Raw genomic sequence first — 14,159 nt, forward strand, 5'->3', positions numbered from 1 at the left:
ACCGGCCGGAGGCGGCCGGGTCCCGCGGACCGTCAGAACAGTCCGACGGACTCCCCGTCCCCCGTGACCCCCATCCGCAGCGCGGCGGGCTCGCGCGGCAGGCCCGGCATCGTCATGATGGTGCCGGTCAGCGCGACCACGAAGCCGGCCCCGATCTTCGGCACCAGGTCGCGCACGTGCAGCAGGTGCCCGCTGGGCGCACCCAGCAGGGAGGGGTCGTCGGAGAAGGAGTACTGGGTCTTGGCGACGCACACGGGCAGGGTGTCCCAGCCGTGGCGCCGCAGCATCCGCAGCTGCGCGGGCGCACGGTCCTCGAGCACCACGTCGTCGGCCCCGTAGATCTCGCGGGCCAGGGTGCGCAGCGACTCCTCGGTCCCGCGCTCGGGATCGTAGAGGGGACGGAAGGCGGGCCGGTCCTCCTCGATGGCCGCGAGCACCTGCTCGGCCACCGCGATCCCGCCCTCGCCGCCGTGGGCCCAGACCTCGGAGAGCGCGGCGCGGAAGCCCTGCGCGCGGGCCCAGTCCAGCACCGCGTCCAGCTCCGCCTCGGTGTCGGTGGGGAAGCGGTTCAGGGCGATGACCGGCTCGAGGCCGAACTTCCGGATGTTCTGCGCGTGCCGGGCCAGGTTCGCGGTGCCCGAGAGCGCCGCCTCGACGTCCTCGGCGGCGAGGTCGTCCTTGGCCACCCCACCGTGCATCTTCAGCGCGCGCACGGTCGCGACCACCACGGCGGCGTCGGGGGAGAGGCCGCCCAGGCGGGACTTGATGTCCAGGAACTTCTCCGCACCGAGATCGGAGCCGAACCCGGCCTCGGTGACCGTGATCTCCGCGAGCGACAGCGCGAGGGAGGTCGCGGCCAGCGAGTTGCAGCCGTGGGCGATGTTGGCGAAGGGCCCGCCGTGCACGAGCGCCGGCGTGCCGCCGAGCGTCTGGACCAGGTTGGGCAGCAGGGCGTCCTTGAGCAGCATGGTCAGGGCGCCGGCGACGCCGAGGCCCTCGACGGTGACGGGCTCGCGACCGCGGGTGAAGCCCACCACGATGCGGCGCAGCCGCGCCTCGAGGTCCGCGAGATCGGAGGCCAGGCAGAGCACGGCCATGATCTCGGAGGCGACGACGATGTCGAAGCCGTCCTCCCGCGGCACCCCCTGGCCGGGCCCGCCGAGGCCGACCACGATCGAGCGGAGCGCCCGGTCGTTGACGTCGACCACGCGCTTCCACTGGATGCGCCGGGGATCGATGTCCAGCGCGTTCCCCTGCTGGAGGTGGTTGTCCACGAGCGCGGCGAGGGTGTTGTTCGCGATCTGGATGGCGTGGAAGTCACCGGTGAAATGCAGGTTGATGTCCTCCATCGGCACCACCTGGGAGTAGCCGCCGCCGGTGGCGCCGCCCTTGATGCCCATGATCGGACCGAGCGCCGGCTCGCGCAGCGCGACCATCGTCCGATGGCCCTGGAGGGAGAAGGCGTCGGCGAGGCCGACGGTGGTGGTCGACTTGCCCTCGCCGGCCGGGGTGGGGGACATGGCCGAGACCAGCACGAGCTTCCCCGTGGTCCCCGTCGGCGTCATCCTCCGCACGTCCACCTTGGCCTTGTAGGCGCCGTAGGGGACGAGGGCCTCGGCGGGGACCCCGGCCCTCGCGGCGATCTCGGTGATCGGCTGCAGGGTCGCCGCCTGGGCGATCGCGAGGTCGGGATTGTCGGGAGTCGTCGCAGGCATCGTGGACCTCCAGGGGGTCGGGGCACCGGGGGCCGGCACGTCGTCGTCCGGTCCTGGCGCCAGCCTACGATCGCCGCCGCCCTCCTGGGGCCCGAACCGCGTGGCGGGAGGCCGCGGGAACGACGAAGCCCCCTGGCGGACCAGGGGGCTTCGCGGGTGGTGGCTCCGACCGGCGTCGATCCGGTGACCTTTCGATTTTCAGTCGAACGCTCTACCAACTGAGCTACAGAGCCGTGGTCGCACGGGGCGACCGACGACAAGGCTAGCAGGCAGGGGCGTCAGGACCCAAACGGGGTCGGCGGGTGAGAGGCATGCCACGCACTCCGGCGTGCTCAGGCGACGCGGATGATGGCCTTGCCGAGGTTCGCGCCCTTGAGCATGCCCACGAAGGCCTCGGGGGCGCGGTCCAGGCCGTCGGTGATGTCCTCGGTGTAGCGGACCTTCCCCTCGGCCACCCAGGCGGTCATGTCGCGCAGGAAGTCGGGGAACATCGAGGGGACGAACTCGCGCTGGATGAAGCCGCGCAGGGTGAGGCTCCTGGACAGCACCGCGCCCATCAGCTGCCCGCTGCGATCGGGGCCCTCGGGCAGGGAGGTCGCGTTGTAGTTGGCGGCGAGCCCGCACACGGGCACGCGGGCGAACTCGTTCAGCTGCGGCAGCACGGCGTCCCACACCGCCCCGCCCACGTTCTCGAAGTAGACGTCGATGCCGTCGGGCGCCGCGGCCGCGAGGCGCGCGGGAAGATCGGCCTCGCGATGGTCCAGGGCCTCGTCGAAGCCGAGGGCGCGCAGGCGCTCGATCTTGCGCTCGCCGCCGGCGATGCCGACGGCGCGGGCGCCCTGGAGCTTCGCGATCTGGCCGACGGCGGAGCCGACGGGGCCGGTGGCGGCCGCGACCGCGACCGTCTCCCCGGGCTGCGGGGCGCCGATCGCGAGCAGGCCGGCGTAGGCCGTGAACCCGGGCATGCCGAGGACGCCCAGGGCGGTGGTCACCGGAGCCACCGACGGGTCCAGGCGGCGCAGACGCTCCGCGGGCTCGACGCTGTACTCCTGCCAGCCGCCGTAGGAGAGCACCACCTGCCCGGGGGCGAAGCCGTCGGCCCCGGACTCGACGACCTCGGAGACGGTCGCGCCGACGATCACGTCCCCGATCTCCATCGGGGCGGCGTAGGAGCGGGCGTCGCTCATGCGGCCGCGCACGTACGGGTCCAGGGAGATGTAGAGCGTGCGCAGCAGGACCTCGCCCGCGCCGGGGGAGGGGACGGGGACCTCGTCGTGCTGGAAGTCGGTCGCGACGGGCTCGCCGTGGGGGCGGGCGGCGAGGCGGATGCGGTGGTTGGTCGGAGAAGACATGCTCCGAGCGTAGACCCGACCCCTGGGGCGCGGGGTGGGGTGATGTGCGTCGCCATGGCGCACGGGACACCTCGCGGGCGGCCCCGGGGACGACGAAGGCCCCGGAACATCGTTCCGGGGCCTTCGTCCACTGGCGACCCTGACCGGGCTTGAACCGGCGACCTCCGCCGTGACAGGGCGGCACTCTAACCAACTGAGCTACAGGGCCATTCTCGTCTCACCGCTCTCGCGCTTCGACCTGGATAACTCTACCGGATGCTCGGAGGGGCTCTCGACCATTTCGGCTGTGAGCCGCCTCGCATCGCGGTCCGCCTCGGCGGGGGTCTCCCTCCGCCGTCGTGCGGTGCGCTCCCGGCGGCATGTCGCCATGCCGCCGCGTCGCGTACCCCCAACGGGATTCGAACCCGTGTCGCCGGCGTGAAAGGCCGGTGTCCTGGGCCGCTGGACGATGGGGGCCCGGGCAGGAACTGCCCGACGGAAGCATACCCATCCCGCGCCTCCGGCGTCCTCCCGATTCCGCGGCGATGCGGCGCATCCGACACCACCGCGCCGCCCGCGGGGCGCTGGACAGGCATGGTTCGATGGAGTCATGATCCGGATCACCCGCGAGGAGTTCGAGGAAGCCGTCGACGACGCCCTGGACTCGCTGCCCGACGAGGTCGCCCGCTCCATCGCGGAGGCCAACGTGGCCATCCTCATCGAGGACGAGCCGTCGCGGGAGCAGGCGCGCGGCACCGAGCTGCTGGGCCTGTACGAGGGGATCCCGCTGGATCAGCGCAGCGTCTTCGACGGCTACGCGCAGCCGGACCGGATCTTCGTCTTCCGCGGCCCGCTCCAGCGCATCGCCACCTCCCGCGAGCACCTGGTGGACCAGATCGCGGTCACCGTGCTGCACGAGATCGGCCATCTCTTCGGCATCAGCGACGCGCGCCTGCACGACCTCGGCTGGGAGTGACTCTCCCGCCTGTCAGGGATCCCGCCGCCGAGGGGTGGTGTGGCCGGCAGCTCGGGTCGGAGCACGGCTCCGGGTGAGGGGACCTTCTCCGACCGCGACCCGATGGCGGGACGTCGGCGGGTGGCCATGGCGAGTCGGGCCGGAAGAGGCCCTCTGTGGAGGGGACCTTCTCCGACCATGGTCAGGGGGCTCAGTGCGGAGGGCCCGTGTCCTTCAGGCGCCGGGGTCGACGTCGAGGTCGGAGAGGCCCGCCTCGTGGGCGATGATCGCGATCTGCACGCGGTTGGTGCAGTCCAGCTTCGCGAAGATCTTCGAGACGTGCGCCTTCACGGTGGCCTCGGACATGAACAGCCGCATCCCGATCTGGGCGTTGGACAGACCCGCGCCCACCGCGCCGAGCACCTCGGTCTCGCGCTCGGTGAGATCGTCGAGCCCCGGGTGGCGATCCTGACGGGACCCCGGGTTCGCGTCGGAGAAGTGGGAGAGCATCCGCCGGGTGACGGTGGGGGAGAGCATCGCCTCGCCGCCGGCGACCACGTGCACGGCGCGCGCGAGGTCCTGCGGCGGGGTGTCCTTGAGCAGGAACCCGCTGGCCCCGGCCTCGAGAGCCTGGAACACGTACTCGTCCATGTCGAAGGTGGTGAGCATGATGATCTTCGGCGGGGAGGGCAGGGCGCTGACGGCGCGGGTGGCGGCGATGCCGTCGAGCGTGGGCATGCGCACGTCCATCAGCAGCACGTCCGGGCGGTGCCGGTGCACGAGCGGCACGGCCTCCGCGCCGTCGGCCCCCTGGCCCACCACCTCGATCCCGGGATCCGCTCCCAGGATCATCGCCAGCCCGGCGCGCACCAGGGAGTCGTCGTCGATCAGTCCCACGCGCGTCACGTCGCCGTCGGCCACGGGATCACCGCCCTCACTTCGAAGCGTCCGTCATCGGTGGGGCCGGACGTGATCGTGCCGCCCGCATGCGTCACCCGCGTCTCGATACCGGACAGGCCCATCCGGGCGCCGGGCAGATCCGTGGTGAACCCCTTGGGGAGCACATTACTGACCTCGATGACCAGGTCGGTGCCTGGCTCGCCGATGAGCGCCACCCGGGCCCGGGTGTGCAGGGCGTGCTTGTGGATGTTCGTCAGCCCCTCCTGCACCACCCGGTAGGCGGTGCGCGCCAGGGAGTCGGGCACCGGATCGTCGATGAAGTCGAAGAGGTCCACCGTGATGCCGGCGTCCTTCGACGTGGTCACCAGGCGTCGCACGTCCTCCCAGCTGGGCTGCGGGGCCAGCGGGGCCTCGTCGCCGTCGCCGCGCAGCACGCCGAGCACCTCCCGCAGCTCCGAGAGGGCGGTGGTGGCGGTCTCGCGGATCAGCCCCGCGGACTGCTGGACCTGCGCCCGCTCGAGGGCCGGATTCACCTCGAGGGCGCCGGCCTGCAGGGCGACCAGCGAGATCTTGTGGGCGACGATGTCGTGCATCTCGCGGGCGATGCGGGTGCGCTCGGCGCGGCGCGCCTGCTCCTCCGCGGCCGCGCGCCCGGACTCGGCCTGCTCGGCGCGCTGCTGCAGCTGGGCCAGCAGCATGCGGCGAGTGGAGGTGTACATCCCGGTGGCGGCCGAGGCGGCGACGATCAGCGCGGTGAGGACCAGCCCCATGATCCCCAGCGACGAGGTGCCGGAGAACGCGACCAAGGTGGGTATCGCGCCGCTGACCACGGCCAGCAGCGAGACCAGCAGGGTGCGCAGCCGGTGGTGGCTGCGGGTCGCGAAGCAGTAGGTGGCGATGATCAGCACCGCGGCGGAGCCGGAGAGCGCGTTCAGCGCCAGCACCAGCGGGAGCAGCCACGACCACTGGCGGTGGCGCAGCAGCAGCAGCGCGCCCAGGCCCAGCATGATCAGGGACTGCCACAGCTCCACCTGCGTGACCGCCAGCAGCGCGGAGGTGACCGCCTCGGCCGCGACGACGGCGAGGACGAGCAGGTCCTGCCAGACCTTCCGTCGCGGTGCCCCGAGTTCGTCCACCCCGTCACTGTACTGGCGCCTCGACACCGCGGCGCTGCGGACCGCCCGCGGTGCCGCCCCCGTCGCCGGAGGTCGGCCCCGCGGCCGACGGAGGTCGATCTCCTCGGCCGTGCGGGGGAGGCGCGATGCGACCTTCGTCGTCGCGGGCCTGGCCCGCCGTCGCTTCTGCCGGGCTCCGCTCCGCGGGAGGCTCGGGGCATGAACTCCACGACTGCTCCCACCGCCGCCCCCGCCGCCGCATCCGTCGCCGCGGACGGCGGCGCCGCCCTCGAGGTGCACGGCCTGACCAAGCGCTACGGCGCCCGTGCCGCCGTCGATGACCTGAGCTTCCGCTGCCTGCCGGGAACCATCACCGGCTTCCTCGGCCCCAACGGCGCCGGGAAGTCCACCACCCTGCGGATCCTCACCGGCCTCGCGCAGGCCGATGCGGGCCGGGCGCTCGTGGGCGGTGTCCCCTTCCGCAGCCTCGACCGCCCCGGACGCACCATCGGCGTGATGCTCGACGCCCGAGCCCTGCAGGGCGGGCGCACGGGCCGGGAGATCCTGCGACTGACGGCGCGCACCCTCGGCGCCCCGGACTCCCGGGCCGACGAGGTGCTGGAGACCGTGGGCCTGCAGGACGCGGGCTCCAAGCGCGTGGGCGGCTACTCCTACGGGATGCGCCAGCGGCTGGGAATCGGGGTGGCCCTGATGGGCGACCCCGAGGTGCTGGTCCTCGACGAGCCCGCCAACGGGCTGGACCCCGAGGGCATCCGATGGATGCGCCACCTGCTGCGGTCCTTCGCCGATGCCGGCGGCACCGTGCTGCTGTCCAGCCATCAGCTGCGCGAGGTCGAGGCGACCGTGGATCGCCTGGTGGTCATCTCCCAGGGGCGCCTGGTCCGCGAGGGCAGCCTCGAGGAGCTGTCCGCCGAGGGCGGGACGCGGGTGACCGCGCTGGACCCGGCGGCGCTGCGCGCGGCCCTGGATCGGCACGGCCTGGCCTACGAGCACCGCTCGGCCACAGAGATCGAGGTGAGCCTGGCCCCCGAGGACATGGGGCGGCTCGCCCTGCGCGAGCAGATCGTCCTGACCTCGCTCGGCGCGGCCGAGGGCAGCGGACTCGAGGAGATCTTCTTCGCCCTCACCGGCCAGGCCACCGCCCCGGCCCCGGGGGAGGCGGCGCAGGACCAGCCCGCCCCCGCCCCGATCCGCTGACCGACCCCGCACACCGCACCGACCCAGGAGCTATCCCATGCGACCCGACATCGACCTGCGCGGCTTCCTCGACACCCGAGGCACCGCGATCCTGCTCTCCCTCTCCCTGCTGGCGCTCGTCGGCACCGCCGCGCTCGTGGGGCTGGTGCAGCCGGCCCTGTTTCCCGAGCGCACCTCGGACATCGAGCTCACCGGCGCGATGCTCACCCTGCCGCTGTCGCTGATCATCCCGCTGACCACCATCCTCATCACCGCCGGGGAGTTCTCCGACCGCTCCCTCCAGAACACCCTGCTGCAGCGCCCCGACCGGATGGCGGTGCTCAGCTCCAAGATCATCGCCGCCACCGCGGTGTTCGTCGTGACCGTCGTGGTCGCCTACGCCGCCGCGGCACTGTTCACCTGGATCGGCGGCGAGCAGATCGGGGACGGCGCGATCTTCTCCTCGATGGACTCGGTGATGACCACGCAGCTGTCCGTGCTGGTCGCCACCCTGCTGTTCTCCCTGGCGATGGGCCTGCTGACCCAGTCCACGGTGATCGGGCTGGTGGCCGCGATCGGCATCCCCTTCGTCGTCACCACCGCCGCGGCTCTCTCGATGGCCTTCGGGTCCGAGACGGTCACGAACATCGTGGCGGCGGTGGACCTGCAGACCGCGGCCATGGCGGTCGCCGACGGGCGGGGCGAGGCCGTGGACCTGCTGCCGCTGCTGCTGCTCGTGCTGCTGCCGGCGGCCCTGGGCATCTGGCGCTGGCAGCGCCGTGAGGTGGGGTGAAGGACCCCGCCGGGCCCCGCCCGGGCCTAGGATGGCCGGGCCCCGTGCCGCGTGGTCCGGCCCGCGCACCCTCCCACCTCCCGAGGATCACCGCATGACAGTCGTCCCCAGCGCCCACCGTCCCCTGACCCGCCTCCTCGCCGCGGCGGCCGCGGCGGTCCTGCTGCTCGGCGGGTGCACGGAGCCGGAGAGCTCGGGCGACGGCGGCGCGAGCGACGGGGGCGGTGCGCCGGAGCAGGCCTCCGGGGACTCGACGTCCCCGGAGCTCGAGGAGATCGGCAGCTCGGCCGCCGAGGACCTGCCGGCGGATCCGGCCACCGATCCTGCCTACTCCGCGTACTACGAGCAGGAGATCGAGTGGGGGCCGTGCGAGGACCTCACCACCGAGCGGGCCGAGTGCGGGAGCCTGACCGTCCCGCTGGTGTGGAACGACCCCTCGGCCGGGGACATCGAGATCGCGGTCGGGAGGATCGGTGCCAGCGGGGAGCGGACCGGGTCGCTGGTCATCAACCCCGGCGGGCCGGGCGGATCTGGCGTGAACTTCCTGGACTCGGCGGAGTACGTGTTCTCCCCGCAGATGCGCTCGTCCTACGACGTGGTCGGCTTCGACCCGCGCGGGGTCAACCGCTCCGCGGGCATCGAGTGCCTGAGCGACGAGGAGACCGACGAGTACCTGGCGCTCACGGTCGAGCCGGGCACCGAGGAGGCGGAGGCGGCCGCCGAGGAGTGGGGCACCCGCATCGCCGAGGCCTGCCAGGAGCACTCCGGCGACCTCCTGCCCTACCTCGACACCTGGTCCGCGGCGCGGGACATGGACGTGCTGCGCGCGGCGCTGGGCACCGAGCAGCTGGACTACCTCGGCTTCTCCTACGGCACCTACCTCGGCGCGAGCTACGCCGAGCTCTACCCGGACCGGGTGGGCAGCACGGTGCTGGACGGCGCCATGGATCCCACGATCTCGATGAACGAGCTCGTGGCCGGGCAGACCGAGGGCTTCGAGAACGCCACCGGGGCCTTCCTGCAGGACTGCCTCGACGCGGCCGAGGGCTGCCCGTTCAAGGGCGACCTCGAGGAGGCCAGGCAGCAGCTGGACTCCTTCTTCTCCGCGGTCGACGCCCAACCGGTGGAGACCGACGACCCCGAGCGACCGCTGACCGGCGCACTCGCCCGCAGCGCCTTCATGATCCTGCTGTACGAGGACGGGCTGTGGCAGATGGGGCGTGAGGCGCTGACCGATGCCATGAACGGGGACGGCGCCGCGCTGCTGGCCCTCGCCGACCAGTCCTCCGAGCGCCGCGCCGACGGCACCTACCGCACCAACGCCACGTACGCGATCACGGCCGTGAACTGCCTGGACCATCCAGGGGTCGCGGACGAGGAGTGGGTCGAGCAGGAGGCGCAGCGTCTGGCCGAGGAGTACCCGACCTTCGGTCCCATGATGGGCGGGGACGGCTGCTCCACCTGGCCCCAGCAGCCGGTGCGCGAGCCCGCCCCGATCGCCGCCGAGGGCGCGGGGCCGATCCTCGTCGTCGGCACCACCGGCGATCCCGCCACGCCCTACGCCTGGTCCCAGAACCTCGCCGTGCAGCTCGACGACGCCGTGCTGCTGACCTACGAGGGCCACGGGCACACCGCCTACGGTCGCTCCGGCGGCTGCATCGAGGAGATCGTCGACGCCTACTTCCTCGAGGGCATGGTCCCGGAGGGGGATCCCACCTGCTGATCCGGCGGGACAGTGACAGGGATCGCGCTCGCTCGCTTTGCGCTCGCCGTCGCTGGTCCTCTAGAGTGAACCGGTCTGCCGGGTGACCGGCGACGACGCCGCCTTAGCTCAGTCGGTAGAGCGATTCACTCGTAATGAATAGGTCGCCGGTTCGATTCCGGCAGGCGGCTCCGCAGGTCAGGCCCGGTTCTCCAGTGCGGAGGCCGGGCCTTCCTCATGCCGGAGATGCCCATCAGGTTGCCCTTCCTGCCATGGTGGCCATCCGCCGTGAATCCGCTACCCCTGCGACGGGGAGCGGACCTTCGGATGCACCGGGCAGGTGGAGGTTCTGATCGAGTAGTCTGGGCGCGCGTCGCTCTACTCGCTGCGGCAGTCGGAAGCCGCTTTGCACAGTCAGCCCTCGAGGCAAGGAGGGAACAGCAGGAATGGACGACGGTACCGGCACTCCGCGACCACGGGCGGCATCGCGACGGGCGCTCCTTTCCACGGCCGCGTGGACGGCACCGATCGCGATCACGGCCGTCTCGGCCCCGGCCGTCGCCGCCTCAGCACCGCAGCTGGGCGGTTCCATCTCGCTCAACTCGAGCTGTAGCGGGACCAGTCAGACTCTCACGATCAACGGCACCAGTGCGTACCCGACGCACGGTATCTGGATGGAGCGTGTCCCGAACGCGCCGTCTCCGACGGCGGCCAGTGTGACCGTGTACTTCTCCACGACATTCGGCAATCGCACCTGGACTCGCGTGAGCGGCGGCAGCACCGCGTGGAGCATTCCTGTTCGTGATACGTCCGCACCAGCGATCAGCGGCTTCTACGCCTACACGTCGAACTACACCGGGGCCTGGACCTACGATCCTGCGAACAGGCGCCTGTACAACGCAGCTCGCCCCCACTTCCAGACGGTGCGCACCGGTTCGACGTGTGTCGACCCGGTGACGGTCTACGTTCGTCGCCGCGTCGTGCTGGGCGGTCAGACGTACACGTTGCAGCGCGGCCCGCTGAACCTCGCACCGGCGACCTGAGCGGACGGGTCCGGAAGCGGCCGTGGGCGTGGCGGCGAGCAGCCTTCTCTGCGTCGGTGATCGGCCTTCGAGGTGGCTGCACAACGCACATCGGCCTGGAGCGACCGCGAACTGGCCCGCAGGTGCGCATCTTGTGTGTCGGGGCTGAACAGATCGCCGGTTCGATTCCGGCAGGCGGCTCCGCAGGCCAGACCACCGAACGCCCCGTTCTCCGTGCCGGAGAGCGGGGCGTTCGCGCTCCCCGCGCGCTGCTCGCGCCCTCCTCCGACGAGGTGACGTCCGGCCGCGCCGGCCCCCGACCGATCGGTGGAGAGGGGTTTTGCGGCGGAACGATCGCCCCGTGCACACTGCTGCGTCGTCGTCCGGTCCCGAGAGCGTCTCGCGGACGCGACGAGCCGCCGCCGATCGAGATGATGCCCAGACCTGTGCAACCCGCCGATCCCCGTGCACGGTGCCCTGTGCGCCGGAGCGGGATCGGCACCGGAAAGAGATCCTCCATGACCGCCAGCCCCCGTGACGAGCGCCCCGTCGGCCGCCGCAGACTCATGACCGGAGTCGCCTGGGCGGCGCCGGCGACCCTGGTCAGCGTGGCCGCACCGGCCTTCGCCGTCTCCAGCACCTGTGAGGCGCCGAACAGCAGCTACGGGACGGCGCCGCTGGTGAAGGCGCCGAACTCGAACACGCGACCGTTCGCCGAGGGGGCGAACGCGGTGACGCCCACCTCCACGCAGATCTACGTCGACAACCGCATCTCGGAGTCGACGGGGTCCTCCCTCCAGTACCACCGCGAGATCCCGATCTCCCTGACCGCCGGGTGCTGCTACACCTTCTCCACCTCGATCTCCATCACCACGGCGCTGCCTCACTCGCAGTACAACAACGGGATCGTCGGCCTGATCTACTTCGAGGGCGCGGCCCGCTTCGCCATGGGATCGCGAGGGCAGACCTACTCCGACTGGCCGAACATCACCCAGGTCCAGGTGAACCGGGATCCGAGCATCCCCGCCCGGCGGGACGTCAGCTTCCGGTACTGCGCCACGGAGACCCGCGTGCACAACTACTACCAGTTCGTCCGCATCCCTCCGTCCGGGGCGACCACGTCTCCCACCGGGAACGGCCACAACGACGATCTGCGGTTCCACGAGCTGGTGATCACCGCGGAGTGACCCCGTACGGGCCGACGGGGCGCCGGCCCGGAGGGCGGCGGTCGGATCGTCCGTTCTTTTGAAACTGTCCAGAAAGCGCGCTAGGGTGGGTCCCATGACGGCCGAGGACCACACCGCAGCCCTCCGGGGCGCGGGACTGCGCGTGACCGCACCGCGGCTCGCGACGCTGGCCGCGGTCGAGGCCCACCCGCACGCCGATGCGGAGGCCATCTCCCAGGCCGTCCGCGCCTCTCTGGGGACCGTCTCCCGCCAGGCCGTCTACGACGTGCTCAACGCTCTGTGCGACGCCGAGCTGCTGCGCCGGGTCTCCGTGGGCGGTCGCAGCATGCAGTACGAGATGCATCGCCACGACAACCACCACCACCTCGTCTGCCGCGAGTGCGGCCGTCTCGAGGACGTTCCCTGTGCCGTCGGCGCCGCCCCCTGCCTGATCCCGCACGAGGACCACGGCTTCACGGTCGAGGTCGCCGACGTCGTCTACCGCGGCCTGTGCGCCGACTGCCGCGCCGCGGCGGAGCCCGCCGCATCGGCCCCCTCCGCGTCCTCCCCTCCCACGGCGCGCAGCGCCCCCACATCCCCCTGAGGCCGTCGGCTCCGCCGAGGCCGCAGGGTCGCAGGAAATCTGTCTCCACGTTTCACCACGACCTGTCAGAAACCATCCCCACCGAGGAGTAGGAATGACCCCCTTCGATCCGTCGATCCCGAGCACCACCGAGTCCGGTGCACCGCGCGAGTCCGATGCGCACTCCCTGAGCGTCGGCCCCGACGGCCCGCTCATGCTCCACGACGTCGCCCTGGTCGAGAAGCTCGCCCGCTTCGACCGCGAGCGCGTCCCGGAGCGCAGCCCCCACGCCAAGGGCTCCGGCGCCTTCGGCGAGCTCGAGGTGACCGAGGACGTCTCGCAGTACACCAAGGCCGATCTGTTCCAGAAGGGTCGCAAGACCCCGATGCTGGCCCGCTTCTCCACCGTCGCCGGTGAGCTCGGCTCGCCGGACACCTGGCGCGACGTGCGCGGCTTCGCGCTGAAGTTCTACACCCAGCAGGGCAACTACGACATCGTCGGCAACAACACGCCGATCTTCTTCCTGCGCGACCCGATGAAGTTCCCCGACTTCATCCACTCCCAGAAGCGCACCCCGGACTCCGCCCTGCGTGACAACACCATGCAGTGGGACTTCTGGAGCAACTCGCCCGAGTCCGCCCACCAGGTCACCTACCTCATGGGCCAGCGCGGCCTGCCCAAGTCCTGGCGCCACATGAACGGCTACGGCTCGCACACCTACCTGTGGGTCAACGCCACCGGCGAGAAGTTCTGGATCAAGTACCACTTCCACACCGACCAGGGCATGGAGTACCTCAGCAACGAGGAGGCGGAGAAGATCGCGGGCTCGGACGCCGAGTACCACCGCCGCGATCTCTTCGACGCCATCGCGCGCGGCGAGAACCCGAGCTGGACCCTGTCCGTCCAGGTGATCCCCTATGAGGACGCGAAGACCTATCGCTTCAACATCTTCGACCTGACCAAGACGGTGTCCCACAAGGACTACCCGCTGATCAAGGTCGGCACGATGACGCTGAACAAGAACCCGAAGAACCACTTCGCGCAGATCGAGCAGGCGGCCTTCAGCCCCTCGAACACCGTGCCCGGCACGGGCGTCTCCCCGGACAAGATGCTGCTGGGCCGCGTCTTCTCCTACCCGGACGCGCAGCGCCACCGCATCGGCACCAACTTCAACCAGCTGCCGGTGAACCAGCCGATCGTGCCCACCAACTCCTACGACAAGGAGGGGCACATGGAGTTCCTGCACTCCGGGGACGCGCCGGTCTACGCGCCGAACTCCTACGGCCGCTCCTACCAGGATGAGCAGGGCCCGGTCGACAACGGCTGGGAGGCCGACGGCGAGCTGGTCCGCGCCGCGTACACCCTGCACGCGGAGGACGGCGACTTCGTCCAGCCCGGCATCCTGGTGCGCGAGGTCTTCGACGACGCCCAGCGCACCGATCTGGTCGAGACCGTCTCCGGCGCTCTGAGCACCGTCCAGGAGCCGGTCCTGTCCAAGGCTCTGCAGTACTGGAAGAACATCGACCAGTCCATCGGCGAGCGCATCGAGGCGGCCCTCGGCACCGCGGCGGCCGATGAGCAGGTCGGCGGGGACCCGCGTCCCTGATCCTCGCCCTGCACGATGAGACGGCCCGTCCCCTCCGGGGGCGGGCCGTCGTCATGCGGTGGCGGGCGAGGGGG

The 14,159-nt window shown here is 71.5% G+C and carries 12 protein-coding genes and 4 tRNA genes; 9 read left to right on the forward strand and 7 right to left on the reverse strand.

Going from position 1 to position 14,159, the window contains the following annotated elements; all coding sequences use genetic code 11:
- Positions 1–32 precede the first annotated feature (32 nt).
- From CXH06_RS02740 to CXH06_RS02760, 5 genes are all read right to left on the reverse strand, one after another.
- Positions 33–1,715: a formate--tetrahydrofolate ligase gene (locus CXH06_RS02740; protein WP_114853626.1), complete on the reverse strand. Its 1,683-nt coding sequence runs from the start codon at positions 1,713–1,715 to the stop codon at positions 33–35.
- Positions 1,716–1,872: 157 nt separating this feature from the next.
- Positions 1,873–1,948, reverse strand: a tRNA-Phe gene (locus tag CXH06_RS02745).
- 99 nt (positions 1,949–2,047) lie between these two features.
- Entirely contained in the window at positions 2,048–3,067 is a 1,020-nt protein-coding gene (locus tag CXH06_RS02750) for an NADP-dependent oxidoreductase (RefSeq protein ID WP_114853627.1), read from the reverse strand.
- Positions 3,068–3,198: 131 nt separating this feature from the next.
- Positions 3,199–3,275 (reverse strand) — tRNA-Asp (locus tag CXH06_RS02755).
- Between the two features lie 175 nt (positions 3,276–3,450).
- Positions 3,451–3,523, reverse strand: a tRNA-Glu gene (locus CXH06_RS02760).
- A 133-nt stretch (positions 3,524–3,656) separates the two neighbouring features.
- Here CXH06_RS02760 and CXH06_RS02765 point away from each other — a divergent pair.
- Positions 3,657–4,022 carry a metallopeptidase family protein gene (locus tag CXH06_RS02765; protein WP_114853628.1) on the forward strand — a complete coding sequence of 122 codons (366 nt, stop codon included), beginning with the start codon at positions 3,657–3,659 and terminating at the stop codon, positions 4,020–4,022.
- Positions 4,023–4,235: 213 nt separating this feature from the next.
- Here CXH06_RS02765 and CXH06_RS02770 read toward each other — a convergent pair whose 3' ends face one another.
- Together CXH06_RS02770 and CXH06_RS02775 are read right to left on the reverse strand one after the other, a co-directional pair.
- Positions 4,236–4,922 carry a response regulator transcription factor gene (locus CXH06_RS02770; RefSeq protein ID WP_198683992.1) on the reverse strand — a complete coding sequence of 229 codons (687 nt, stop codon included), beginning with the start codon at positions 4,920–4,922 and terminating at the stop codon, positions 4,236–4,238.
- The gene (locus CXH06_RS02775) at positions 4,904–6,037 is read right to left on the reverse strand and encodes a sensor histidine kinase (RefSeq protein WP_232820169.1); all 1,134 of its coding nucleotides are present in this window, start codon (positions 6,035–6,037) and stop codon (positions 4,904–4,906) included. The genes CXH06_RS02770 and CXH06_RS02775 overlap by 19 nt, the downstream gene beginning before the upstream one ends.
- A gap of 198 nt (positions 6,038–6,235) precedes the next feature.
- Here CXH06_RS02775 and CXH06_RS02780 point away from each other — a divergent pair, with 198 nt between their 5' ends.
- The 8 genes from CXH06_RS02780 (at position 6,236) to CXH06_RS02810 (ending at position 14,085) form a co-directional block, all read left to right on the forward strand.
- Positions 6,236–7,234, forward strand: coding sequence for an ABC transporter ATP-binding protein (locus tag CXH06_RS02780; RefSeq protein ID WP_114853629.1), 999 nt, complete (start codon positions 6,236–6,238; stop codon positions 7,232–7,234).
- A 37-nt stretch (positions 7,235–7,271) separates the two neighbouring features.
- Entirely contained in the window at positions 7,272–8,006 is a 735-nt protein-coding gene (locus tag CXH06_RS02785; RefSeq protein WP_114853630.1) for an ABC transporter permease, read from the forward strand.
- 94 nt (positions 8,007–8,100) lie between these two features.
- A complete protein-coding gene (locus tag CXH06_RS02790) occupies positions 8,101–9,729 on the forward strand; it encodes an alpha/beta hydrolase (RefSeq protein ID WP_114853631.1) in 1,629 nt (542 codons plus the stop codon).
- A gap of 97 nt (positions 9,730–9,826) precedes the next feature.
- Positions 9,827–9,899: transfer RNA gene (locus CXH06_RS02795), tRNA-Thr, on the forward strand.
- A 255-nt stretch (positions 9,900–10,154) separates the two neighbouring features.
- On the forward strand, positions 10,155–10,751 hold the full coding sequence (locus tag CXH06_RS18280; protein ID WP_157975567.1) for a hypothetical protein: 597 nt from the start codon (positions 10,155–10,157) through the stop codon (positions 10,749–10,751).
- A gap of 497 nt (positions 10,752–11,248) precedes the next feature.
- Positions 11,249–11,917 (forward strand): hypothetical protein, encoded by a 669-nt coding sequence (locus CXH06_RS02800; RefSeq protein WP_157975568.1) that lies wholly within the window; start codon positions 11,249–11,251, stop codon positions 11,915–11,917.
- 94 nt (positions 11,918–12,011) lie between these two features.
- Positions 12,012–12,500 (forward strand): Fur family transcriptional regulator, encoded by a 489-nt coding sequence (locus CXH06_RS02805; protein WP_114853633.1) that lies wholly within the window; start codon positions 12,012–12,014, stop codon positions 12,498–12,500.
- A gap of 94 nt (positions 12,501–12,594) precedes the next feature.
- Positions 12,595–14,085, forward strand: a complete 1,491-nt coding sequence (locus CXH06_RS02810; protein ID WP_114853634.1) for a catalase — start codon at positions 12,595–12,597, stop codon at positions 14,083–14,085.
- The last annotated feature ends 74 nt before the right edge of the window (positions 14,086–14,159 follow it).

The organism is Brachybacterium sp. YJGR34, from assembly GCF_003347015.1.
GTDB lineage: Bacteria > Actinomycetota > Actinomycetes > Actinomycetales > Dermabacteraceae > Brachybacterium.